At 47.1% G+C, this 21,642-nt stretch carries 31 protein-coding genes; 26 read left to right on the top strand and 5 right to left on the bottom strand.

Annotated elements, in window-relative coordinates; translation table 11 throughout:
* Nucleotides 1-25: 25 nt before the first annotated feature.
* The 5 genes from EJN92_RS06015 to EJN92_RS05995 all read right to left on the bottom strand — a co-directional run bounded on the left by EJN92_RS06015 (nt 26) and on the right by EJN92_RS05995 (nt 5,163).
* Entirely contained in the window at nt 26-589 is a 564-nt protein-coding gene (locus EJN92_RS06015) for an ABC-type transport auxiliary lipoprotein family protein (protein ID WP_170174877.1), read from the bottom strand.
* A 55-nt stretch (nt 590-644) separates the two neighbouring features.
* Nucleotides 645-1,583 (bottom strand): MlaD family protein, encoded by a 939-nt coding sequence (locus EJN92_RS06010; protein WP_126126979.1) that lies wholly within the window; start codon nt 1,581-1,583, stop codon nt 645-647.
* A gap of 10 nt (nt 1,584-1,593) precedes the next feature.
* Nucleotides 1,594-2,424, bottom strand: coding sequence for an ABC transporter ATP-binding protein (locus EJN92_RS06005; protein WP_126126978.1), 831 nt, complete (start codon nt 2,422-2,424; stop codon nt 1,594-1,596).
* On the bottom strand, nt 2,424-3,548 hold the full coding sequence (locus EJN92_RS06000; protein ID WP_126126977.1) for an MlaE family ABC transporter permease: 1,125 nt from the start codon (nt 3,546-3,548) through the stop codon (nt 2,424-2,426). Before EJN92_RS06000 ends, EJN92_RS06005 begins: the two co-directional genes overlap by 1 nt.
* 202 nt (nt 3,549-3,750) lie before the next feature.
* Nucleotides 3,751-5,163, bottom strand: coding sequence for a phosphoethanolamine transferase (locus tag EJN92_RS05995; protein ID WP_227869724.1), 1,413 nt, complete (start codon nt 5,161-5,163; stop codon nt 3,751-3,753).
* A gap of 803 nt (nt 5,164-5,966) precedes the next feature.
* On the opposite strand from EJN92_RS05995, the gene rpsL reads away from it, so the two are divergent.
* The 26 genes from rpsL to secY all read left to right on the top strand — a co-directional run bounded on the left by rpsL (nt 5,967) and on the right by secY (nt 21,626).
* Nucleotides 5,967-6,350 (top strand): 30S ribosomal protein S12, encoded by a 384-nt coding sequence (gene rpsL, locus EJN92_RS05990; protein WP_126126975.1) that lies wholly within the window; start codon nt 5,967-5,969, stop codon nt 6,348-6,350.
* Between the two features lie 148 nt (nt 6,351-6,498).
* The gene (gene rpsG / locus EJN92_RS05985) at nt 6,499-6,969 is read left to right on the top strand and encodes a 30S ribosomal protein S7 (RefSeq protein ID WP_126126974.1); all 471 of its coding nucleotides are present in this window, start codon (nt 6,499-6,501) and stop codon (nt 6,967-6,969) included.
* Nucleotides 6,970-7,109: 140 nt separating this feature from the next.
* Nucleotides 7,110-9,215, top strand: coding sequence for an elongation factor G (fusA, locus tag EJN92_RS05980; RefSeq protein WP_126126973.1), 2,106 nt, complete (start codon nt 7,110-7,112; stop codon nt 9,213-9,215).
* A 73-nt stretch (nt 9,216-9,288) separates the two neighbouring features.
* Entirely contained in the window at nt 9,289-10,482 is a 1,194-nt protein-coding gene (tuf, locus tag EJN92_RS05975; protein ID WP_126126972.1) for an elongation factor Tu, read from the top strand.
* A 93-nt stretch (nt 10,483-10,575) separates the two neighbouring features.
* The gene (gene rpsJ, locus EJN92_RS05970; protein ID WP_126126971.1) at nt 10,576-10,890 is read left to right on the top strand and encodes a 30S ribosomal protein S10; all 315 of its coding nucleotides are present in this window, start codon (nt 10,576-10,578) and stop codon (nt 10,888-10,890) included.
* 221 nt (nt 10,891-11,111) lie between these two features.
* The gene (gene rplC / locus EJN92_RS05965) at nt 11,112-11,768 is read left to right on the top strand and encodes a 50S ribosomal protein L3 (protein WP_126126970.1); all 657 of its coding nucleotides are present in this window, start codon (nt 11,112-11,114) and stop codon (nt 11,766-11,768) included.
* A gap of 2 nt (nt 11,769-11,770) precedes the next feature.
* A complete protein-coding gene (gene rplD, locus EJN92_RS05960) occupies nt 11,771-12,394 on the top strand; it encodes a 50S ribosomal protein L4 (RefSeq protein WP_126126969.1) in 624 nt (207 codons plus the stop codon).
* Nucleotides 12,391-12,705 carry a 50S ribosomal protein L23 gene (gene rplW / locus EJN92_RS05955; RefSeq protein WP_126126968.1) on the top strand — a complete coding sequence of 105 codons (315 nt, stop codon included), beginning with the start codon at nt 12,391-12,393 and terminating at the stop codon, nt 12,703-12,705. The genes rplD and rplW overlap by 4 nt, the downstream gene beginning before the upstream one ends.
* 2 nt (nt 12,706-12,707) lie before the next feature.
* Entirely contained in the window at nt 12,708-13,535 is an 828-nt protein-coding gene (gene rplB / locus EJN92_RS05950) for a 50S ribosomal protein L2 (RefSeq protein ID WP_126126967.1), read from the top strand.
* Between the two features lie 10 nt (nt 13,536-13,545).
* Entirely contained in the window at nt 13,546-13,821 is a 276-nt protein-coding gene (rpsS, locus tag EJN92_RS05945) for a 30S ribosomal protein S19 (RefSeq protein ID WP_126126966.1), read from the top strand.
* A gap of 5 nt (nt 13,822-13,826) precedes the next feature.
* On the top strand, nt 13,827-14,159 hold the full coding sequence (gene rplV / locus EJN92_RS05940; RefSeq protein ID WP_194074971.1) for a 50S ribosomal protein L22: 333 nt from the start codon (nt 13,827-13,829) through the stop codon (nt 14,157-14,159).
* Between the two features lie 9 nt (nt 14,160-14,168).
* On the top strand, nt 14,169-15,005 hold the full coding sequence (rpsC, locus tag EJN92_RS05935; RefSeq protein WP_126126965.1) for a 30S ribosomal protein S3: 837 nt from the start codon (nt 14,169-14,171) through the stop codon (nt 15,003-15,005).
* A gap of 2 nt (nt 15,006-15,007) precedes the next feature.
* The gene (gene rplP / locus EJN92_RS05930; protein WP_126126964.1) at nt 15,008-15,427 is read left to right on the top strand and encodes a 50S ribosomal protein L16; all 420 of its coding nucleotides are present in this window, start codon (nt 15,008-15,010) and stop codon (nt 15,425-15,427) included.
* Between the two features lie 11 nt (nt 15,428-15,438).
* Complete coding sequence (gene rpmC / locus EJN92_RS05925; RefSeq protein WP_126126963.1) at nt 15,439-15,630, top strand: 50S ribosomal protein L29; 192 nt, start codon at nt 15,439-15,441, stop codon at nt 15,628-15,630.
* Entirely contained in the window at nt 15,630-15,902 is a 273-nt protein-coding gene (gene rpsQ, locus EJN92_RS05920) for a 30S ribosomal protein S17 (protein ID WP_126126962.1), read from the top strand. The genes rpmC and rpsQ overlap by 1 nt, the downstream gene beginning before the upstream one ends.
* Before the next feature lie 253 nt (nt 15,903-16,155).
* Nucleotides 16,156-16,524, top strand: coding sequence for a 50S ribosomal protein L14 (gene rplN, locus EJN92_RS05915; RefSeq protein ID WP_006464924.1), 369 nt, complete (start codon nt 16,156-16,158; stop codon nt 16,522-16,524).
* Nucleotides 16,525-16,533: 9 nt separating this feature from the next.
* Entirely contained in the window at nt 16,534-16,848 is a 315-nt protein-coding gene (rplX, locus tag EJN92_RS05910) for a 50S ribosomal protein L24 (RefSeq protein ID WP_126126961.1), read from the top strand.
* Nucleotides 16,849-16,852: 4 nt separating this feature from the next.
* A complete protein-coding gene (gene rplE / locus EJN92_RS05905; protein ID WP_126126960.1) occupies nt 16,853-17,392 on the top strand; it encodes a 50S ribosomal protein L5 in 540 nt (179 codons plus the stop codon).
* A gap of 7 nt (nt 17,393-17,399) precedes the next feature.
* On the top strand, nt 17,400-17,705 hold the full coding sequence (gene rpsN, locus EJN92_RS05900; RefSeq protein ID WP_126126959.1) for a 30S ribosomal protein S14: 306 nt from the start codon (nt 17,400-17,402) through the stop codon (nt 17,703-17,705).
* Nucleotides 17,706-17,718: 13 nt separating this feature from the next.
* Complete coding sequence (rpsH, locus tag EJN92_RS05895) at nt 17,719-18,114, top strand: 30S ribosomal protein S8 (protein ID WP_126126958.1); 396 nt, start codon at nt 17,719-17,721, stop codon at nt 18,112-18,114.
* Nucleotides 18,115-18,124: 10 nt separating this feature from the next.
* Nucleotides 18,125-18,658, top strand: a complete 534-nt coding sequence (gene rplF, locus EJN92_RS05890) for a 50S ribosomal protein L6 (protein ID WP_126126957.1) — start codon at nt 18,125-18,127, stop codon at nt 18,656-18,658.
* 12 nt (nt 18,659-18,670) lie between these two features.
* Nucleotides 18,671-19,033 carry a 50S ribosomal protein L18 gene (gene rplR, locus EJN92_RS05885; protein ID WP_126126956.1) on the top strand — a complete coding sequence of 121 codons (363 nt, stop codon included), beginning with the start codon at nt 18,671-18,673 and terminating at the stop codon, nt 19,031-19,033.
* 12 nt (nt 19,034-19,045) lie between these two features.
* The gene (gene rpsE / locus EJN92_RS05880; RefSeq protein ID WP_126126955.1) at nt 19,046-19,564 is read left to right on the top strand and encodes a 30S ribosomal protein S5; all 519 of its coding nucleotides are present in this window, start codon (nt 19,046-19,048) and stop codon (nt 19,562-19,564) included.
* 10 nt (nt 19,565-19,574) lie between these two features.
* Entirely contained in the window at nt 19,575-19,754 is a 180-nt protein-coding gene (rpmD, locus tag EJN92_RS05875) for a 50S ribosomal protein L30 (RefSeq protein WP_126126954.1), read from the top strand.
* A 28-nt stretch (nt 19,755-19,782) separates the two neighbouring features.
* On the top strand, nt 19,783-20,265 hold the full coding sequence (gene rplO / locus EJN92_RS05870) for a 50S ribosomal protein L15 (protein WP_126126953.1): 483 nt from the start codon (nt 19,783-19,785) through the stop codon (nt 20,263-20,265).
* Between the two features lie 23 nt (nt 20,266-20,288).
* On the top strand, nt 20,289-21,626 hold the full coding sequence (gene secY / locus EJN92_RS05865; protein ID WP_126126952.1) for a preprotein translocase subunit SecY: 1,338 nt from the start codon (nt 20,289-20,291) through the stop codon (nt 21,624-21,626).
* The last annotated feature ends 16 nt before the right edge of the window (nt 21,627-21,642 follow it).

The raw sequence follows: 21,642 nt of genomic DNA, 5'->3' as shown, positions 1-21,642 counted from the left end.
CAGTGTGGGGAATGATGCGTGCGAATTAGTTTCCTGAATTAGTTTGCAACCACAGCATGATCTCGCTGATGCTGCTGTCGACCGCGATCTGCATGGCTTTGGCGCCGCCAGGGGCATCGGCGCTGTCTGACTTGGTGGCCAGGCTAAAATAGCGCTGCGCGATCAGTTTATTTCTTTTCACTAGGGTGGCACGCAAGCTGATCTGGGCATGGCTTTGGCTGGCGCTGCTAAAAATCTGGGTAAATTCATCGAGATCAATCTTTAAAATCGGTAAATCGCTGACGCCATCAGCGACAGAAACTACGGTGGCGTCCGCTGTTGCCATTCTTGCTTTGATTCTTTGCGTCATTAGCTGCGCTGGTGGCATGCTCCAACGATGTTGGGCATACGGGCGCAGCATTTGAGCATTGTCGTAGTCCAATCTGTAAAGCATGGCATTACTGTCCAGAGTGGCGGGCGCGCTGACATCGGCCAGACTGATCGCGATTTTTGCATTGCTGGCTAGACTGCTGATCGGTAGCGCACCGAAGTCATAGTTGAAACGCGGCGCGGTGGCGCTGCCAGCGCAGGCCTGTAATAGTGTCGCCATCGAGAGGCTGAGACAAAGTTTGGCTAGACGGGGAGATAGCATCAGATTCTTTCGTTTATTTAGGCGCGACAAAACCAGCTTCACCAGGGCCAGGCTGCGCTGCGTTATTGCCGAATAAGATACTTTGCGGTCTGTCATTGAGGTTTTCTACAGCGCGCGTCAAGGAACGCATAGAGCTGCGGGCCTCACGACTTAAAGAGTTGATGGCAGGCAGGGTTTCTTGCGTTACCCCCTCGCTAATGTGATCGGCGGCCAGATTAAGTTTGGCGACCGTACCATCACTAGCCTGCAGCTTACTCGCCAATAAATTGAAGTTATTACTCATGCGGCTGGCATCGGCAGAAAACACCTTAAAGGCGGCCGCACTGCCTTGCACCTGTTCGATTAAGACCGGGAGTTTATCCAGCGTAGGCTCGAGTTTTCCTGGGACTGTTTGCCAGGCAGCTGCGGCACGACCTATGTTGTCGACTGCAGTGACGAGTGATTTGCGATTATCTGGGTCCAGCAGGCTGTTGAGGCGCTTACTGAGTTCTTCGGTCTGGTTCAAAATCGCCATACCGCGTTGTTCTAGATTTTGCATCATGCCCGGACGCAGTGGTATGCGCTGCATACCGCTGATTTTTTCTAGGGCCGATGCCGGTGATGAAGTGGTGTCTTCATCTAACTGTACATAGGCAATGCCTGTCACACCCTGATAACCTAAAGTCGCAAAGGTCGCAGGCGTGACTGGAGTGTCCGGCAAAACATCAATTCTGAGTAAAATCTGGCCGGGATTGCTATCGTCAAAATCGATGTCGGTGACATTGCCGACCTTAATCCCTTTATAACGCACTGCGGCTTGTAAATTTAAGCCGGCTACCGAGAGTTTAGTGGCGATCAGATACGGCGTTCTTTGTATCCGGTCGCGCCCTAACCACAGCGCAAATACTGTGGCCAAAGCAATCAGGGCGATGGTGAAAAAACCTGCCATTAAGGCGTGAGATCTGCTTTCCATGATACGTGTATTACTCCTTAGCGTAGTGCGCTGGGTCTGGTAGTGGATGACTCTTGGCCGGCATTGCGTTGGCTGGCAATACTTGCATGGCGCGTAGGCCACGTCCACCCTGGAAAAATTTCTCTATAAATTCATGTGGATATTCGACCACGCTAGCGGGTGAACCTATGGTAATGACATGCTTTTCCGCTAATACGGCGATTCTGCTGGATAAGGCAAACAAGGTATCCAAATCATGCGTCACCATGACCACGGTCAGGCCTAATTGCTGATGCAAAGACTTGATCAGACTGACAAAACTGTCGGAGCGATCAGGATCTAGCCCGGCAGTCGGTTCATCTAAGAACAGTAGTTCCGGATCGAGCGCCAAAGCGCGCGCCAGTGCGATGCGTTTGATCATGCCGCCGGATAAATCCGCTGGCATTTTAGCGGCATGCTCAAGATTGATGCCGGACATATGCAGTTTTAAATGAACTAAATCTGTGATCAGGGCTTCCGATAAACTGCCCAGTTCACGCATAGGCTGGGCGACATTTTCAAATACAGTCAGGGCCGAATATAGCGCGCCATGTTGAAACAGCATGCCTGAGCGTTTACGTAAATAGATCAAATGCTCGCGATCCGGGCCGTGTAAATCTTCTCCTAACACTTTAATGCTGCCGCGAGCTGGTCGCTCTAGCCCCAGCATTTGCCGCATCAGTACCGTCTTGCCTGAGCCCGAACCGCCGACTATCGAGAGTATCTCGCCCTGTATGACTTGCAGATTGAGCTGATCGTGGATCACTGCGCGCCCGAACTGGGTGCGCAAATTGCTGATCTCTATGATGCTATTGGCTGCCATTAGTAGCCCGTCTTACTAAAAATAATCGCGAAAATGGCATCGGCGATTATCACTACTGTAATTGAAACAACCACAGAACTGGTGGTGCCTTGTCCCAGGCTTTCGGTATTCGGTTTAATGCGCAGCCCGAAGTGGCAGGCCACCAGTGCAATGAGCACGCCAAATACCGCACCCTTGCCTAAACCTATCCAGTAATTCGCCAATGAAACAGCTTCTGGCAACTTGTGTATGAAAAATCCCGGCGACATCCCCAAGCGCGCTTGCGCCGCCAACATGCCACCGATTAAGGCCATGACATCGGTCCAGATGACGATTAAAGGCATGGCGATCGCCAGTGCCAACACTTTGGGCATGATCAGGCGGTAACCCTGGGGGATGCCCATAACGCGCATGGCATCGAGCTCTTCGGTGACACGCATCACGCCTAGCTGTGCGGTAATTGCCGAGCCTGAGCGACCGGCAATCAGAATCGCCGCCAGCATAGGTCCGAGTTCACGCACTATGCTCATGCCAAGAATATTGACAATAAATAGATCGCCGCCGAAGGTCGCAAGTTGCTGCGCCGACAGATAAGACAGCACCACGCCTATCAACATGCCTACCAGAGCCGTGATCCCCAAGGCCTGAAAGCCGGTACGAAATAAATTGGCGGAGAGTTCTTTCCAAGGCCCCTTGATAGGATGGCGTATAAATAAACCAATATCGAGCATCAATTGGCCGAGTAAAGCGGTAAAGCTGAACAGATGTTCAAAAAAACCTAACATGACCGTTCCCAATTGCATCACCCTGGTCAGGCGTGGCTTGGGGCTGGTCGGTACGCTCAGTGTGCTCACTTGCGCCAAACGCTCGAAGATACCTTCATGCACCGGCAATACCCGCAAATTCTGTGGCCTTTGCTTGCCCCAGGTTTGCCATAACATCTGCGCACCGATATGGTCGAGTGCACTGATGCCGGTTAAGTCCCAACTTAGACTAGTCTGCTTGGCCAGTTCATGCAGTTGCGTGCTCAGGCCTTCCATCACCGCTTTCACCGATACCACATGCACTAGCCATGCGCCCGCGACATGTATGCTGGCGCTGGGGTCTTGATTGAGTGTCAGGGTGGGAGGGGCGTCTCTAAGCATGTCGTTAGTGTAAGGGAGAAATGCTTATCCATCAACGAATCTAGTCCCGATTTCTTGCTTTGGAGTAGTTTTACGCAGGGCGATCGCGCAATCGTCACCTCCGCAAGCTGTCACAATGCGCGGGCTGGGCGCGCATATTCCATGCGGTTCCCCAGCCTGCCTAGCCGGTAAGGCGCATGGAATATGCGTCACAGAGGAGGTCTTATTTTTCCTGACTTAGCGGCGCCTGCTTATCGATTAGTTCGCGGCAATCACCTCTGAAATAGGCGTTGTCGTAATCGGTCCAGCCATAACTGTCGACATAGCGTCGATGTGGACGGTATTCAGCGCTCAGGAAACTCCATTCTAATTTGTCATCAGGGTAGCGTATGTCCGCCATGTTCAGCATAGAGTGAAACACATTCTCGGTAGACAGGCGGGCATCCCGGTGTAGGTGGAGTTGCTTAATTTGCTCAGGATGTCGCTCTTGATAGGCGGATGAAAACCACATGAAGGCGGGGATGTGAAACTCATACTGGGTGTTGTGACCGTGGAAGGCCAGCCTGCAATGGCCATCGTACAAGGTTTGCCCATGATCCGATACATACAGCAGGGCGCTCATTTCCTTGGTGGCCTTCAGTTGCGCGATCACCTGGCTTAGCCACCAGTCGGTATACAACATAGAGTTGTCATAACTGTTATTTAAAGGAAGTTTGTTTTTTAGATCCGTGTAAGCAGGATTGCTCACTCCATATAAAGAAGGTTGCCAATGATCGAATTGCTTGGGGTAACGCTGGCTGTAATTCCAGTGATTCCCTAAGCTATGCAGCACGATCAGCTTCTTCTCTGCGTTGTCGCGTAAGGCGATTTGCAATGGTTCTAGTAAAATTTCGTCATGTGATGAAGTATTGGTAAAGCCGCCTAGATTTAGAAACTGCTTGACCTCGGCCTCATTGGCAAACACCGAAGTCGGGGTATCAAATTCCCCGAAGCTCATTTGATTGGAGAGCCAAAAGGTTTTGAAGCCCGCCTCGCGAAAGGCGCTGATCAGGGAGCTTTCGGAAAAACCTGCCTGCAAACTTTGCCTAGCAGCTTTACGTGAAAGAATAATAGGGATTGATAAGCGTGTCGCCGCTACCGCAGATATCACATCGCTAAAACTCACCAGATTGCTTTCTTGCGCCAATAAAGGCGTGGTGTCGCGCGCATAGCCATTGATGCCCCAGCGATCATAGCGTGATGACTCACCTATCACCAGCACGAAAGTCTGCATGCTTGAAGAGTTATTGCTTTGCTCGCTGTGAAACAGAAAGCTCCGGTTCTGTTTGCGTAGCTGAGACAAGTAAGCCCGCTCCCTGTAAAACTCATGCGCCAGCACCCAGATCCCGAAAGGCCAGGCCTGCGCATAAGTTTGCCAGCGATAGTAAGCGCTTGATTCAGCGCTAGTGTCGGAGGTCGCTGTCGGTTTGAGATAATTGTTCCAGAAAACCTGCAAGCTGGGCGTGGGGGCGCTGCTTTCTGCTGTAAGTTGCTTGATATAGATAAAAAATCCCAAGCCTATCAAGCTACAGGCAAATATCGGCCATCGTCCACGGCGCGGCCAACTTAATAGGCGGTCTTGTCTGGATAGTCTCAAAATGCTGTACCACCAGAGGCAACTGAAAATCAGCGCGAAGCCTAGTCGCCATATTTTATATCCCAAAAATTCCGCAGCCTCTTTGGGACTGGTTTCAAACATCACGCCAAGATGATGGGCGGATATGCCTTGATTGAAATAAAATCGCAAATAAAGTTCGAGTGGGAAAGCCAAAAAAGCCGGTAATAATATTGCGTGAAACACACTGGGACGTAACAGGATCGACCATAAAGCGAACCAGGCTAGTGCTTGAAACAATAGCCGCTCTATGAGGGCGCTTAAGGTTCCGCCTGCAAAGTAGGAGAAAACAGAGCAGGCCGAGATCCCCAAATAACTCAGGACTATATAAATGCGAATAAGCAGATGCTTTGCTTGCATGGGGTGGTGAAAAGAGTGCGCCTGCCCTTATATTACTAGCGAAGTCATCAAGCGCAGAAGCAAATGCCACGCATACTGTAGTTTTCGCCTAAATCAAGGATCTAAGCTTGAACTAAGCCAGTTTGTTTTCTAGACTAAGGAACCCTGCGATATTAAATCTCGCTAAGCTGCGGCAAAGCTTGTTTTGTGGGCAATGACTGGTGCTTGCGATCTTCTTTTGTTGACTTCCTTGGTTTTTTGGGTGTACACTCGCGAGTTCTCGATTTTATATGGTTCATCTCTGCGTTTCCTCTTTTGGGCTTGCTAATTTGATTCTCTGATATCGGGACGCTGTTGATCTAGGTTGATAGCAAATATAGATTTATGTCCCCGGGCAACCGTTTCCGGGTTTGTGTTTAACGTTGTATTTTGTTGGATTAAAAACGATGCCAACCATCAATCAACTGATTCGCCAACCACGTGTTTCTGTACGTGTGAAAAGCAAATCGCCGGCGCTGGAAAACAGCCCGCAAAAACGTGGCGTATGTACCCGCGTTTATACGACAACTCCAAAGAAGCCTAACTCGGCTTTGCGTAAAGTTGCCAAAGTACGTCTGACCAATGGTTTCGAAGTTATTTCGTATATCGGCGGTGAAGGCCATAACTTGCAAGAACATAGCGTAGTTTTGCTGCGCGGTGGTCGTGTAAAGGATTTGCCGGGTGTACGTTACCATATGGTTCGTGGCGCTTTGGATACTCAAGGTGTTAAAGACCGTAAGCAATCTCGTTCCAAATACGGTACGAAGCGCGCTAAAGCTGTTAAGAAGTAATCAGCTTGTAATTTAACCTCTGTAATCTTAATGATTCAGAAAGTGTCGGTCGGAATTTGACCGAGTAAGTGGCTAACTATGATGGTTTGCCGCGAGCGTCGATAAATTTATTATCGGCCCGCTCAACTGAAGATTGAAAGGAATTGAAATGCCACGTCGTCGTGAAGTCCCGAAACGGGATATTTTGCCGGATCCAAAATTCGGTAATGTAGATGTATCAAAATTTGTAAACGTATTGATGTTGTCTGGCAAGAAGTCTGTTGCTGAAGGCATTATCTACGGTGCGTTTGACCATATCCAACAGAAATCCGGTAAGGATCCGTTGGAAGTGTTCGCAGCTGCAATCAGTAATGCTAAGCCATTGGTTGAGGTTAAATCTCGCCGTGTTGGTGGTGCTAACTACCAGGTTCCAGTTGAAGTTCGCCCAGTTCGTCGTATGGCTTTGTCTATGCGTTGGTTGCGTGAAGCGGCTAACAAGCGTAGCGAAAAATCCATGCCGCAGCGTTTGGGTGGTGAATTAATGGAAGCCGCAGAAGGTCGCGGCGGCGCAATGAAGAAGCGTGACGAAGTGCATCGTATGGCGGAAGCCAACAAGGCCTTCTCTCACTTCCGCTTCTAACTCATTTAAAAAATGAGACAGTGAGAGGCTATTGCATGTGTTTTATGCAGTGGTTTCCGTAAGTACTTTGAATCAGACCGGGCGCGATTTTAATTTGAAATTGCGCTCGGTTTTGTCCATTAAAAGATTTAGGATTAGCTATGGCCCGTAAGACCCCCATTGAGCGCTACCGCAACATCGGTATTTCAGCTCACATTGATGCTGGTAAAACAACTACAACTGAACGTGTATTGTTCTACACCGGTGTAAATCATAAAATCGGTGAAGTGCATGATGGCGCGGCTACCATGGACTGGATGGAGCAAGAGCAGGAGCGTGGTATTACCATTACTTCTGCTGCGACCACATGCTTCTGGAAAGGCATGGCGAACAATTTCCCTGAGCATCACATCAATATTATTGATACCCCAGGCCACGTTGACTTCACTATTGAAGTTGAGCGTTCCATGCGCGTTTTGGATGGTGCATGTATGGTTTACTGCGCGGTAGGTGGTGTTCAGCCTCAGTCTGAAACCGTATGGCGTCAGGCAAATAAGTACAAAGTTCCACGTTTGGCTTTCGTCAATAAAATGGATCGTACTGGTGCGAACTTCTTCAAAGTTTACGAGCAAATGCGTACACGTTTGAAGGCGAATCCAATTTTGATGCAAATCCCTATCGGTGCCGAAGAAGATTTCTTGGGTGTTGTGGATTTGGTCAAGATGAAAGCGATTTACTGGGATGAAGCATCTCAGGGTATGAAATTTGACTATCGCGAAATTCCTGCTGAGTTAGTTGAGTCAGCTCAAGAGTGGCGTGAAAAAATGTTGGATGCTGCTGCAGAATCCAGCGAAGAGTTGATGAATAAATACCTTGAAGAAGGTGATTTATCTGAAGAAGAAATTAAAGTTGCGATACGTGCTCGTACCATTGCTGCTGAAATCGTTCCTATGATGTGCGGAACTGCTTTTAAAAACAAAGGCGTTCAAGCGATGTTGGATGCGGTTATTGAATACTTGCCGTCGCCAGTGGATATTCCACCTGTCGCTGGTTTGGATGAGGATGATGTTCCGACTACGCGTAAGCCAGAAGATACAGAGAAATTCTCAGCTTTGGCGTTTAAGATCATGACTGATCCGTTTGTAGGTCAGTTAATTTTCTTCCGCGTGTATTCTGGTATGGTCAAGTCTGGTGATACCGTTTACAACCCGAACAAGAACAAGAAAGAGCGTCTTGGTCGTATTTTGCAGATGCATGCAAATCAACGTGAAGAAATTAAAGAAGTTCACGCTGGTGATATCGCCGCAGCAGTTGGCTTGAAAGATGCAACGACTGGTGAGACTTTGTGTGATCCTAGCTCCATCATTACTCTGGAGCGCATGGTTTTCCCTGAGCCAGTTATTTCTCAGGCGGTAGAGCCTAAGACTAAGCAAGATCAGGAAAAAATGGGCTTGGCCTTGAATCGCTTGGCGCAAGAAGATCCGTCTTTCCGCGTAAAAACAGATGAGGAATCTGGTCAAACAATCATTGGTGGTATGGGTGAGTTGCATTTGGAAATTATCGTTGATCGTATGCGTCGTGAATTTGGCGTCGAAGCGACAGTTGGTAAGCCGCAAGTTGCGTACCGCGAAACTATTCGTAAGACTGCCGTCGATGTTGAAGGTAAGTTTGTTAAGCAATCTGGTGGTCGCGGTCAGTACGGTCACGTTGTATTGACACTGGAGCCTCAAGAGCCAGGTAAAGGTTTTGAATTCGTTGATTCGATCAAAGGCGGTACTGTTCCTCGTGAATATATCCCTGCAGTTGAAAAAGGTGTTATCGAAACTTTGGCATCTGGTGTTTTGGCTGGTTACCCAGTGGTTGACGTTAAAGTTACATTGACTTTCGGTTCTTACCATGACGTCGATTCCAACGAAAATGCTTTCCGTATGGCAGGTTCGATGGCGTTTAAAGATGGTTGCCGTAAAGCCAGTCCAGTCATTCTTGAGCCTATGATGGCCGTTGAAGTTGAGACTCCAGAGGACTACGCTGGTACAGTGATGGGCGATTTGTCCTCACGTCGCGGTATGGTTCAAGGTATGGATGAGATCCCTGGCGGTGGCGGTAAAATCATTAAAGCCGAAGTGCCTTTGTCCGAAATGTTTGGTTACTCGACATCATTGCGTTCAGCAACGCAAGGTCGCGCTACTTACACTATGGAATTCAAGCATTACGCTGAAGCGCCAAAGAACGTCATCGATGCAATCGTGACAGCAAAAACTAAGTAATAAAAACGGAACGCCTACTCTTTTAAAAAGAGTGGGCACATAATCTAATCGTTCTTTTTGAAGGAAGAATAAAATGGCAAAAGGTAAGTTTGAACGCACCAAGCCGCACGTTAACGTCGGCACAATTGGTCACGTGGATCATGGTAAAACTACATTGACTGCAGCGATCGCTACAGTATTGTCGAAGAAATTTGGCGGCGAAGCTAAGGCTTACGACCAAATCGATGCGGCACCAGAAGAAAAAGCGCGCGGTATTACAATTAATACTGCTCACGTAGAATACGAAACAGAAGCGCGTCACTACGCTCACGTTGACTGCCCAGGCCATGCTGATTATGTTAAAAACATGATTACTGGTGCTGCTCAGATGGACGGTGCGATTCTTGTTTGTTCCGCAGCTGACGGTCCTATGCCTCAGACTCGTGAGCACATCTTGTTGGCACGCCAAGTTGGTGTTCCATACATCATCGTGTTCCTGAACAAGTGCGACATGGTTGATGATGCTGAGTTGTTGGAGTTGGTTGAAATGGAAGTTCGTGAGTTGTTGTCTAAGTACGAATTCCCAGGCGATGATTTGCCTATCATTCAAGGTTCAGCAAAGTTGGCATTAGAAGGCGACACTGGTCCTTTGGGCGAGCAAGCTATCATGAAATTGGCTGAAGCTTTGGATACATATATCCCTACGCCAGAGCGTGCTGTTGATGGTTCCTTCTTGTTGCCAGTTGAAGACGTATTCTCGATCTCTGGTCGTGGTACTGTGGTTACTGGCCGTATCGAACGCGGTATTGTTAAAGTTGGTGAAGCTCTGGAAATCATCGGTATCACCGATACAGCAGTGACTACTTGTACTGGTGTTGAAATGTTCCGTAAATTACTGGACCAAGGTCAAGCAGGCGATAACGTTGGTGTCTTGTTGCGTGGTACTAAGCGTGAAGACGTGCAGCGTGGTCAAGTCTTGGCGAAGCCAGGTTCGATCAAGCCGCATGATCATTTCACAGGTGAGATCTATGTTTTGTCTAAAGATGAAGGTGGTCGTCACACTCCATTCTTTAACAACTACCGTCCACAGTTCTACTTCCGTACTACGGATGTGACTGGTTCGATCGAGTTGCCAAAAGACAAAGAAATGGTTATGCCAGGCGATAACGTCTCCATTACTGTTAAGTTGATCAACCCGATTGCGATGGAAGAAGGTCTCCGTTTCGCGATTCGTGAAGGTGGTCGTACTGTTGGTGCTGGTGTTGTTGCTAAGATCATTCCTGCTTAATAGCAGTGAAGTAATTGTAGTTTCGCTCTTTGTTTAAAAAATGCCGCAAGTACTATTGTTAGTATCTGCGGCTCGCTCTTTATAGGAAATATCATGTCTGCAAATCAAAAAATCCGTATCCGTCTGAAGGCCTTCGATTACAAGTTAATCGATCAGTCTGCGCTCGAAATCGTAGAAACAGCAAAGCGCACTGGCGCAGTTGTAAAAGGACCGGTTCCTTTGCCAACGCGTATCCAGCGTTTTGACGTATTGCGTTCGCCGCACGTTAATAAGACTTCACGTGATCAGTTTGAAATCCGTACTCACCAGCGCTTGATGGATATCATTGACCCAACTGATAAGACAGTTGATGCTTTGATGAAGCTCGATTTGCCCGCTGGCGTCGATGTAGAAATCAAACTGCAGTAATCGAAATACGAAGATCTTTTAGTCTAATAAAAGATCTTCGACAATTTATTGAAGTGCGACATACCACAATTTTTTCGCATTTCAAAATAAAATAGTCTTGTAAATAAAAAATTTGCAGGCTATAATCGAAGGCTTAAATGAAGATCGGCTTAGCTGATTTATTTGTTTAAGTCTTTTTTAATGTCAGCCCCGCCCAATCGTAGGTGGGAATGGAGAAAACAATGAGCTTGGGCCTAGTTGGTCGCAAGGTTGGTATGATGCGTATCTTTACTGAGGACGGTGATTCAATTCCAGTCACAGTATTAGATGTATCAAATAACCGCGTGACACAAATCAAAACTCCTGAAACAGATGGTTATTCTGCTGTTCAGGTTACTTTCGGTCAGCGCCGTGCATCCCGTGTAACAAAAGCGGCTGCCGGTCACCTTGCAAAAGCAGGTGTTGAAGCTGGTACTGTCTTAAAAGAATTTCGTGTGGATGCTGCTAAAGCTTCTGAACTGAAAGCTGGCGATGTAGTGCCAGTTGGCTTGTTCGAAGTTGGTCAGAAGGTTGACGTGCAGGGCGTTACTATCGGTAAGGGTTATGCTGGCGTTATCAAACGTTATCACTTCTCTTCTGGTCGCGCTACACACGGTAACTCGCGTTCGCATAACGTTCCAGGTTCTATCGGTATGGCGCAGGATCCAGGTCGTGTTTTTCCTGGTAAGCGTATGACTGGTCATCTGGGTGACGTTAATCGCACTGTGCAAAATCTGGTTATCGCTCGCATTGATGCTGAGCGTCAGTTGTTGCTGGTGAAGGGTGCTATTCCGGGTGCAAAAAATGGTCAGGTAATCGTTTTGCCTGCTATTAAAGTTAAAACTAAGAAGGGAGCTTAATTATGGAACTGAAGCTCCTAAATGCAGAAGGTCAATCTGCGTCTAATGTTGCTGCGCCAGATACAATCTTTGGTCGTGATTACAACGAGGCCTTGATTCATCAAGTTGTCGTTGCTTATCAAGCTAATGCTCGTAGTGGTAATCGTAAGCAATTGGGTCGTGATGATGTGCATCACACTACCAAGAAACCTTGGCGTCAAAAAGGTACTGGCCGCGCACGTGCTGGTATGTCTTCCTCGCCACTGTGGCGCGGAGGCGGACGTGCATTTCCTAACTCGCCTGATGAGAATTTCTCTCACAAGGTTAACAAGAAAATGTATCGCGCTGGTTTGTGCTCGATTCTTTCTCAGTTGGCTCGTGAAGGTCGTTTGAATGTGGTTGATAGCTTGGTTGTCGAAGCTCCAAAGACAAAATTATTGTCTGATAAGCTGAAGGCAATGGGTTGTCTTGAGTCAGTTTTGGTTATCACTGAAGAATTCAATGAAAACCTGATGTTGGCAGCGCGTAATTTGGTCAATGTTTTGGTTGTTGAGCCACGTTATGCTGATCCAGTTTCTTTGGTATTTTACAAGAAAGTGTTGATCACTAAGGCCGCATTGGCAAAGATTGAGGAGATGCTGGCATGAACGCAGTAGTTAAGCATAGCGAAGAGCGCCTGATGAAGGTGCTGCTGGCTCCAGTTATTTCTGAAAAAGCAACTATGGTTGCTGAGAAAAACGAGCAAATCGTTTTCTTGGTCATGCCAGATGCGACTAAGCCAGAAATTAAAGCTGCAGTTGAGCTGTTATTTAAGGTTCAGGTTGAGTCCGTGCAAGTTGCCAATCGCCTGGGTAAGCAAAAACGTACCGGTAAATTTAATGGTCGTCGCAATCATACAAAACGTGCTTTTGTATGCTTGAAAGAAGGTCAGGAAATTAACTTCACCGAGGGGGCATAATAATGGCACTCGTTAAAGTCAAGCCAACCTCGCCTGGTCGTCGTGGTATGGTAAAAGTGGTGACAGAAGGCCTGCATAAAGGTCGTCCGTTCGCTGCTCTGTTGGAAAAGAAATCAAAAACTGCTGGTCGTAATAATAACGGTCATATTACTACTCGCCATATTGGCGGTGGTCATAAGCAGCATTATCGTTTGGTTGACTTCAAGCGCACTAAAGATGGTATTCCAGCTAAAGTAGAGCGTATTGAATACGATCCTAACCGTACAGCGCACATTGCTTTGTTGTGCTATGCGGATGGTGAGCGTCAATACATCATTGCCACTAAAGGTATGGCTGCTGGTGACCAGGTAATGAATGGTTCACATGCTCCTATTAAATCTGGTAATTGCATGCCTATCCGTAATATTCCTGTCGGTACTACGATGCATTGCGTCGAAATGTTGCCAGGTAAGGGTGCGCAAATTGCTCGTACTGCCGGTGCTGGTGTAGTGTTGATGGCACGTGATGGCACTTATGCTCAAGTTCGTTTGCGCTCTGGCGAAGTTCGTCGTATTCATATCGAATGCCGCGCGACTATCGGTGAAGTTGGCAATGGCGAGCACAATCTGCGTAAGATTGGTAAAGCTGGTGCAATGCGTTGGCGTGGTGTTCGCCCTACCGTTCGCGGCGTGGTAATGAATCCGGTCGATCACCCACACGGTGGTGGTGAAGGTAAAACCGCAGCGGGTCGTCATCCAGTTTCTCCATGGGGCCAGCAAACTAAGGGTAAGAAGACGCGTCGCAATAAGCGCACGACTTCCATGATCATCTCACGCCGCGGCAAGAAATAAGGGATAAAACATGACACGCTCAGCAAAAAAAGGGCCGTTTTGCGACGCCCATTTGGTGAAAAAAGTCGAAGCTGCGCAAGCAATTAAAGACAAAAAACCAATTAAAACTTGGTCGCGCCGTTCGACAATTATGCCAGATTTCATTGGTTTGACCATTGCGGTTCATAACGGTAAGCAACACGTACCAGTTTATGTTTCCGAAAACATGGTTGGTCATAAACTTGGCGAATTCGCGTTGACTCGTACTTTCAAGGGTCACGCTGCCGATAAGAAGGCTAAGAGATAGGTGCTATGATGGAAACTAAAGCAATTCTACGCGGTGTGCGTCTGTCCGAGCAAAAAGGTCGGTTAGTCGCTGATCTGATTCGCGGTAAAAAAGTAGATCAGGCATTGAATATTTTAGCATTCAGCCCTAAAAAAGGTGCAACGATCATCAAGAAGGTTTTGGAGTCTGCAATTGCAAACGCCGAACACAATGATGGTGCGGACATCGATGAGTTGAAAGTAAAAGTTATTTATGTCGAAAAGGGCACGATTTTGAAGCGTTTTACAGCGCGTGCAAAAGGTCGTGGCGATCGTATCTCTAAACAATCCTGTCACATCTACGTGACTGTCGGTAACTAAGGAGTCACGATGGGACAGAAGATACATCCAACCGGTTTTCGTCTTGCGGTAACGCGTAACTGGTCTTCACGTTGGTATGCTGGCAATGGTAATTTTGCTACTATGCTGCTTGAGGATTTGCGTGTTCGCGAATATCTGAAGAAGAAACTGAAGAACGCATCTGTAGGTCGTATTACTATTGAGCGTCCGGCAAAAAATGCTCGCATTACTATTTATAGCTCCCGTCCAGGTGTTGTAATTGGTAAAAAAGGCGAAGATATTGAACTGTTGAAAACAGAGCTCGCCAAAATCATGGGCGTTCCTGTGCATGTCAATATCGAAGAAATTCGTAAACCAGAAATCGACGCTCAGCTAATCGCTGATTCTATTTCCCAGCAACTCGAAAAACGTATCATGTTCCGTCGCGCAATGAAGCGCGCGATGCAAAATGCGATGCGTTTGGGTGCTAAGGGCATTAAGATCATGTCTAGTGGTCGTTTGAATGGTATCGAGATCGCACGTAAAGAATGGTATCGTGAAGGCCGCGTGCCTCTGCATACATTGCGTGCTGATATTGATTACGGTTTCAGCGAAGCATCGACAACCTACGGTATTATTGGCGTCAAAGTTTGGGTTTATAAGGGTGATCGTTTGCCAAATGGCGACGCTCCAGTTATTGAATCCACTCCAGAAGATGACAAAAAACGTCGTGGTCCTCGTCGTGATGATGGTAAGCCTAGCAGCCGTCCTCGTGCCAAGCGTCCTGAAGGTCAAACTCCAGCTGGTGTGGCAGCTCCTGCGGCAAAGCGTGTTCACGCTAAACCGGCAGGCGTTGCGACAGCTCCAGCTGAGAAAGCAGGAGAATAATCATGCTGCAACCAGCACGCAGAAAGTACCGTAAAGAGCAAAAAGGCCGTAACAAGGGCATCTCGCATGACCGTGGTACTGCTGTTTCTTTCGGTGAATTTGGATTGAAGGCAATTGGTCGCGGTCGTATTACTGCGCGTCAAATTGAAGCTGCGCGTCGCGCTATGACACGCCACATTAAACGTGGTGGTCGTATCTGGATTCGTATTTTCCCAGATAAGCCAATCTCGCAAAAACCTGCTGAAGTTCGTATGGGTAATGGTAAGGGTAATCCTGAGTACTACGTTGCCGAGATTCAGCCTGGTAAAATGCTGTATGAAATGGATGGCGTCGATGAGACGCTGGCGCGCGAAGCGTTTCGCTTGGCCGCAGCTAAACTGCCGTTATTGACTACGTTCGTCGTGCGTCAAGTCGGCCAATAAGGGAGTTGTAAATGAAAGTATCTGAACTCCAAGGCAAGGATCCAGCAGCTTTGACAAAAGAGCTGAATGACTTGTTGAAGGCTCAATTTAGTCTGCGTATGCAAATCGCTACTCAGCAACTGAATAATACTTCACAGTTGAAAAAAGTGCGTCGTGACATCGCACGTGTAAAAACCGTCATGAATCAGAAGGATGCCAAATAATGAACGATCAAGTAAAAGTCGCACTGAAGCGCACATTGATTGGCAAGGTTGCGTCTGACAAGATGAACAAGACCGTAACAGTGGTCGTTGAGCGTCATGTTAAACATCCTTTGTACGGCAAAATTATCATGCGTTCGGCGAAATACCATGCGCACGATGAAGAAAACCAGGCAAAGATTGGCGACACAGTTGAGATTCAAGAAGGTCGTCCAATTTCCAAGACTAAAGCTTGGACTGTGACACGTGTGGTTCAAGTTGCACAGGTTGTATAAATTTATTGCACAATTAGTTTTTTGATGTAATAATGATGGGCTGTTATTTACAAACTTTGTAAATAACAGCCTAAATGTCTTTTGCAGCACAATCTAGTGTTGTGGAAGTGGTTAAAAATCGTCCACCTAATCAGTAGGCTCGTGCATTGTTGGTTGTGAATTCCGACAACAAGTGAGTTGGCTGGCGGGACCAAAACTGACTGCAGATTTGCTTTGTGCGAGTTGTGCGGATTAAGTTGGGAAAGAGAACATTATGATTCAAACAGAAAGCCGGCTAGAAGTAGCTGACAATACTGGTGCACGCGAAGTTTTGTGTATTAAAGTATTGGGCGGCTCTAAGCGTCGTTATGCAGGTATTGGTGATGTTATCAAAGTCACTGTTAAATCTGCTGCGCCTCGCGGTCGCGTAAAAAAGGGTGAAATTTACAATGCTGTTGTTGTAAGAACTGCTAAGGGTGTTCGTCGTCAAGATGGTTCCCTGGTTAAGTTTGATGGCAATGCTGCAGTGTTGTTGAATGCAAAACTCGAGCCAATCGGAACACGTATTTTCGGCCCAGTAACGCGTGAATTGCGTACTGAGCGTTTTATGAAAATCGTTTCGCTAGCTCCTGAAGTACTGTAAGGAGTCCAGATGAATAAGATTCGTAAAAACGACGAAGTCATCGTCTTGACGGGTAAAGACAAAGGTAAGCGCGGTCAAGTGCAGCAATGCGTTGATGCAAATTACGTTGTTGTTGCAGGTGTTAATGTTGCTAAAAAAGCGACTAAGCCTAACCCAATGACTGGTGCAGTTGGTGGCATTGTTGATAAAGTAATGCCAATACATGTGTCAAATGTTGCATTGTTTAATGCTGCATCTGGTAAAGCAGACCGTGTTGGCTTTAAGGTTGTGGATGGTAGTAAAGTCCGCGTCTATAAGTCAACTGGCGAAGTTGTGAAGGCATAAAGTCATGGCCCGTCTACAAGCATTTTATAAAGAAAAAGTCGTTGGTGACTTGACAGAGAAATTCTCTTACAAGTGTCCAATGGAAGTGCCTCGTCTTCTGAAGATTACCCTGAATATGGGTTTGTCTGAAGCGATTGCCGACAAAAAAATCATCGAGCACGCAGTTGGTGACTTGACGAAAATTGCTGGTCAAAAACCAGTTGTCACCAAAGCGCGTAAAGCGATTGCTGGCTTCAAAATTCGTGAAGGTTATCCGATTGGTTGTATGGTGACTTTGCGTGGCGCTCAGATGTATGAATTCCTGGATCGTTTCGTTACAGTGGCATTGCCACGTGTTCGTGATTTCCGTGGTGTGTCTGGTCGTGCGTTTGACGGTCGTGGTAATTACAATATCGGTATCAAGGAACAAATTATCTTCCCTGAAATCGAGTACGACAAGATCGACGTGTTGCGTGGTATGAATATCAGTATTACTACGACAGCAAAGACCGACGAAGAAGCAAAAGCGCTTCTCGCCGCATTTAAATTTCCGTTCAGAAACTGAGGTCGCCATGGCAAAATTGGCACTGATTAATCGTGAGCAAAAGCGTGCAGATCTAGTGAAGAAATTCGCTGGCAAACGCGCCGAATTGAAGGCCATCATTGATGACCAATCAAAGACTGAAGAGGAGCGTTACTTAGCTCGTCTGAAGTTGCAGGCATTGCCACGTAACTCTAATCCGACACGTCAGCGCAATCGTTGCGCATTGACAGGTCGTCCACGTGGCACATTCCGTAAGTTTGGTTTGGGCCGTATTAAACTCCGTGAATTCGCCATGCGTGGTGAGATTCCGGGTATGACTAAAGCCAGCTGGTAATAGGAGAATATCAATGAGTATGAGCGATCCTATCGCCGATATGCTGACACGCATCCGTAACGCGCAAGTAGTTCACAAAACTGCCGTTGCAATGCCGTCCTCTAAGGTGAAAATTGCAATAGCAGTTGTACTGAAGGACGAAGGCTACATTGAGGATTTCGCAGTGGTTGACGCCGCTGGTAAGTCCGAATTGAAAATCGGTTTGAAGTATTATGCAGGACGTCCTGTTATAGAGCGTTTGGAGCGTGTTTCACGCCCAGGTCTTCGTATTTACAAAGGTAAAGACGAGATTCCAAGTGTTATGAACGGTTTGGGCGTGGCCATTGTGTCCACACCAAAAGGCGTTATGACTGACCGCAAAGCGCGCGCAACCGGTGTCGGTGGCGAAGTAATTTGCTACGTCGCCTAAGGAGTGCAAGATGTCACGAGTAGGTAAAATGCCAATCGCGGTGCCAGCAGGTGCAGAAATTGCAATCTCGGCAGCGCAGATTACAGTAAAAGGCCCAATGGGCGTTCTGACACAAAGCCTGAATGGCTTGGTAGCAGTCGCTAACGATAATGGTACTCTTAACTTTTCCCCGGCTGATGATAGTCGCGAAGCCAATGCTATGACCGGCACCTTGCGTGCTTTGGTTAATAACATGGTGATCGGCGTCACAAAAGGCTACGAAAAGAAATTGAACTTGGTCGGCGTTGGATATAAAGCACAAGCACAAGGCGATAAATTGAATTTGTCGCTAGGCTTCTCGCACCCATGCGTTCACCAGATGCCAGAAGGCATTACGGTTGTAACGGCAACACCTACTGAAATTCTGATCAAAGGAATTAATAAGCAGGTTGTTGGTCAAGTGGCTGCTGAAGTCCGTGCATACCGCAAACCGGAGCCTTATAAAGGCAAAGGCGTTCGATATTCGGACGAAGTGGTTGTGATTAAAGAAACCAAGAAGAAGTAATAGGGGTTGACGATGGATAAGAAACAATCACGTCTGCGCCGCGCGACTCAAACCCGTGCCAAGATCGCAGAACTCAAGGTGACTCGCCTGGCAGTGCATCGTACGAATCAGCACATCTATGCAAGCATTATTGATTCTGATGCCAAAGTTTTGGCTTCAGCATCTACGCTAGAGGCAGAAGTTCGTGCTGAATTGGCAGCAGCGTCAGGTAATGGCGGCAACGCTACTGCCGCTACACTGGTCGGCAAGCGTGTTGCAGAGAAGGCGTTGAAAGCAGGGATTACCGAAGTCGCGTTTGATCGCTCCGGTTTCCGTTACCATGGTCGCGTCAAGGCGTTAGCGGAAGCTGCGCGTGAAGCTGGCCTGAAGTTCTAAGGAAAATTCATCATGGCAAAAATGCAATCGAAAATGGCAGCCGACAAGCCGGATGATGGCATGCGCGAAAAAATGATCGCGATCAACCGTGTAACCAAAGTGGTTAAGGGTGGTCGTATCATGGGCTTCGCAGCATTAACTGTCGTTGGTGACGGTGATGGCCGTATCGGTATGGGTAAAGGGAAGTCGAAAGAAGTTCCTGTAGCTGTACAAAAAGCGATGGAAGAAGCGCGTCGCAAGATGATTAAAGTTACTCTCAAAAACGGCACTTTGCAGCACGCTGTTACTGGTCAGCATGGCGCATCTAAAGTGATGATCATGCCTGCCAAAGAGGGTACTGGCGTTATTGCGGGCGGTCCAATGCGCGCAATTTTTGAAGTTTTAGGCGTAGTGAATGTCGTTGCTAAATCCAACGGCTCTACTAATCCTTATAACATGGTTCGTGCGACTCTGGATGGTTTGTCCAAGATGAGTACGCCATCAGAGATTGCTGCTAAACGTGGCAAATCGCTAGAAGAAATTCTGGGCTAAGGTGAGCGAAATGACAAAGACAGTAAAAGTAACTTTGGTCAAAGGTTTGATCGGGACTCGTGAGTCTCATCGCGCCACCGTTCGCGGTTTGGGTTTGCGTCGTATTAATTCGGTTTCCGAATTGGAAGACACTCCATCCGTACGCGGCATGATCAATAAAGTCTCGTATCTTGTGAAGGTTGTATCGTAAGCCGCAAGGCTTGCGATCGGAGCAAATTATGGAATTGAATACAATTCAACCTGCTGATGGCGCAAAACACTACAAACGTCGTGTTGGTCGCGGTATCGGTTCTGGTTTAGGTAAGACATCGGGCCGTGGTCATAAAGGTCAGAAGTCACGTACAGGCGGTTTTCACAAAGTTGGTTTCGAAGGCGGTCAAATGCCTTTGCAACGTCGCTTGCCTAAGCGTGGTTTTAAATCTTTGGCTACGCCTTACAAGGCTGAAGTTCGTTTGACGGATTTGGAAAATCTTCCAGTTACTGAGATCGATATTCTTGCATTAAAACAAGCGGGCGTAGTGTCGCAATTGGCGCGTGTAGTGCGCGTTATCTTGTCAGGCTCTATCACGAAAAAGGTAACTTTGAACGGTTTGATCGCCTCTAAGGGCGCTAAAGCTGCAATCGAAGCTGCTGGCGGTACAGTGACTGAAGTAGTTATTGCACCAGTGGTTAAGAAATTACCTGCTAAAGCAGTTGCTTGATTCAGTCGAAACAGGAGCAATAATTGGCAACTTCTCCACAACAGACTAAGAGTGCAGCAAATGGATTTCCTTGGGGAAGACTTTGGTTTTTGTTGGCTGCATTAGTTGTTTACCGCATTGGTGCGCATATACCAGTTCCTGGTATTGATCCATCAGCACTAGAGGAATTGTTTAAGCAGAACCAAGGTGGTATTTTGGGTATGTTTAACATGTTCTCTGGTGGGGCATTACAGCGTTTTACAGTTTTTGCTCTAGGTATCATGCCGTATATTTCGGCATCAATTATTATGCAATTGATGTCGATTGTTTCTCCTCAGTTAGAGGCGCTTAAAAAAGAAGGCGAATCTGGCCGTAGAAAAATCACTCAATATACGCGTTATGGTACTTTGTTGTTGGCAACACTGCAGGCGTATTTCATCGCGTTTGGGTTGGAATCTCAGCCTGGCTTGGTGATTGATGCTGGTATGGCGTTTCGCTTTACGACGGTCGTTACTTTGTTAACCGGAACCATGTTTTTGATGTGGTTAGGCGAGCAGATTACTGAACGTGGTTTGGGAAATGGTATATCTATCATTATCTTTGCTGGTATTGCTGCTGGTTTGCCGAATGGATTAGCAAGTTTGTTCGAGTTGGTTCGCACTGGTTCGATGGCACCATTTACAGCGTTGATAGTTTGCTTGATTGTCGCTGCTGTGACCTACGGAGTTGTTTTTGTCGAACGGGGACAGCGTAAGATATTGGTGAATTACGCTAAGCGCCAAGTGGGTAATAAAGTTTACGGTGGGCAAAGTAGTCATTTGCCGTTGAAGTTGAATATGGCTGGAGTAATTCCACCTATTTTCGCCTCTTCAATACTTCTGTTTCCGGCGACGATTATCAGTATGTTCACTAAGGGGGTTGAAAATTCGGATAGTCGAGTAATCAGTTTCCTTAAGGATCTTGCTGCGTCGATGGGGCCAGGGGAGCCGATTCATGCCCTCTTGTATGCTGGCGCAATTATTTTCTTTTGTTTCTTTTACACAGCTCTTGTGTTTAATAGCAAAGAAACAGCCGATAACCTAAAGAAGAGCGGAGCATTCGTGCCGGGTATTCGTCCAGGTGATCAAACGGCGCGTTATATCGATAAGATTTTAATGCGCTTGACACTGGTAGGTGCGTTGTATATTACGGTGGTGTGTTTGGTGCCTGAATTCATGATGTCATATTGGAAAGTTCCATTTTATTTTGGTGGTACTTCACTTTTGATTATCGTTGTAGTGACGATGGACTTCATGGCTCAAGTGCAAAATTATGTAATGTCACAGCAATACGAATCGCTTCTTCGTAAAGCAAATTTCAAGGGCGGAATTCCTTCGCGGTAATCGCCCAGAGGAACAG

This window comes from Undibacterium parvum (genome assembly GCF_003955735.1).
GTDB classification, from domain to species: domain Bacteria; phylum Pseudomonadota; class Gammaproteobacteria; order Burkholderiales; family Burkholderiaceae_D; genus Undibacterium; species Undibacterium parvum.
This window is presented reverse-complemented; position numbering and strand designations above follow the sequence as displayed.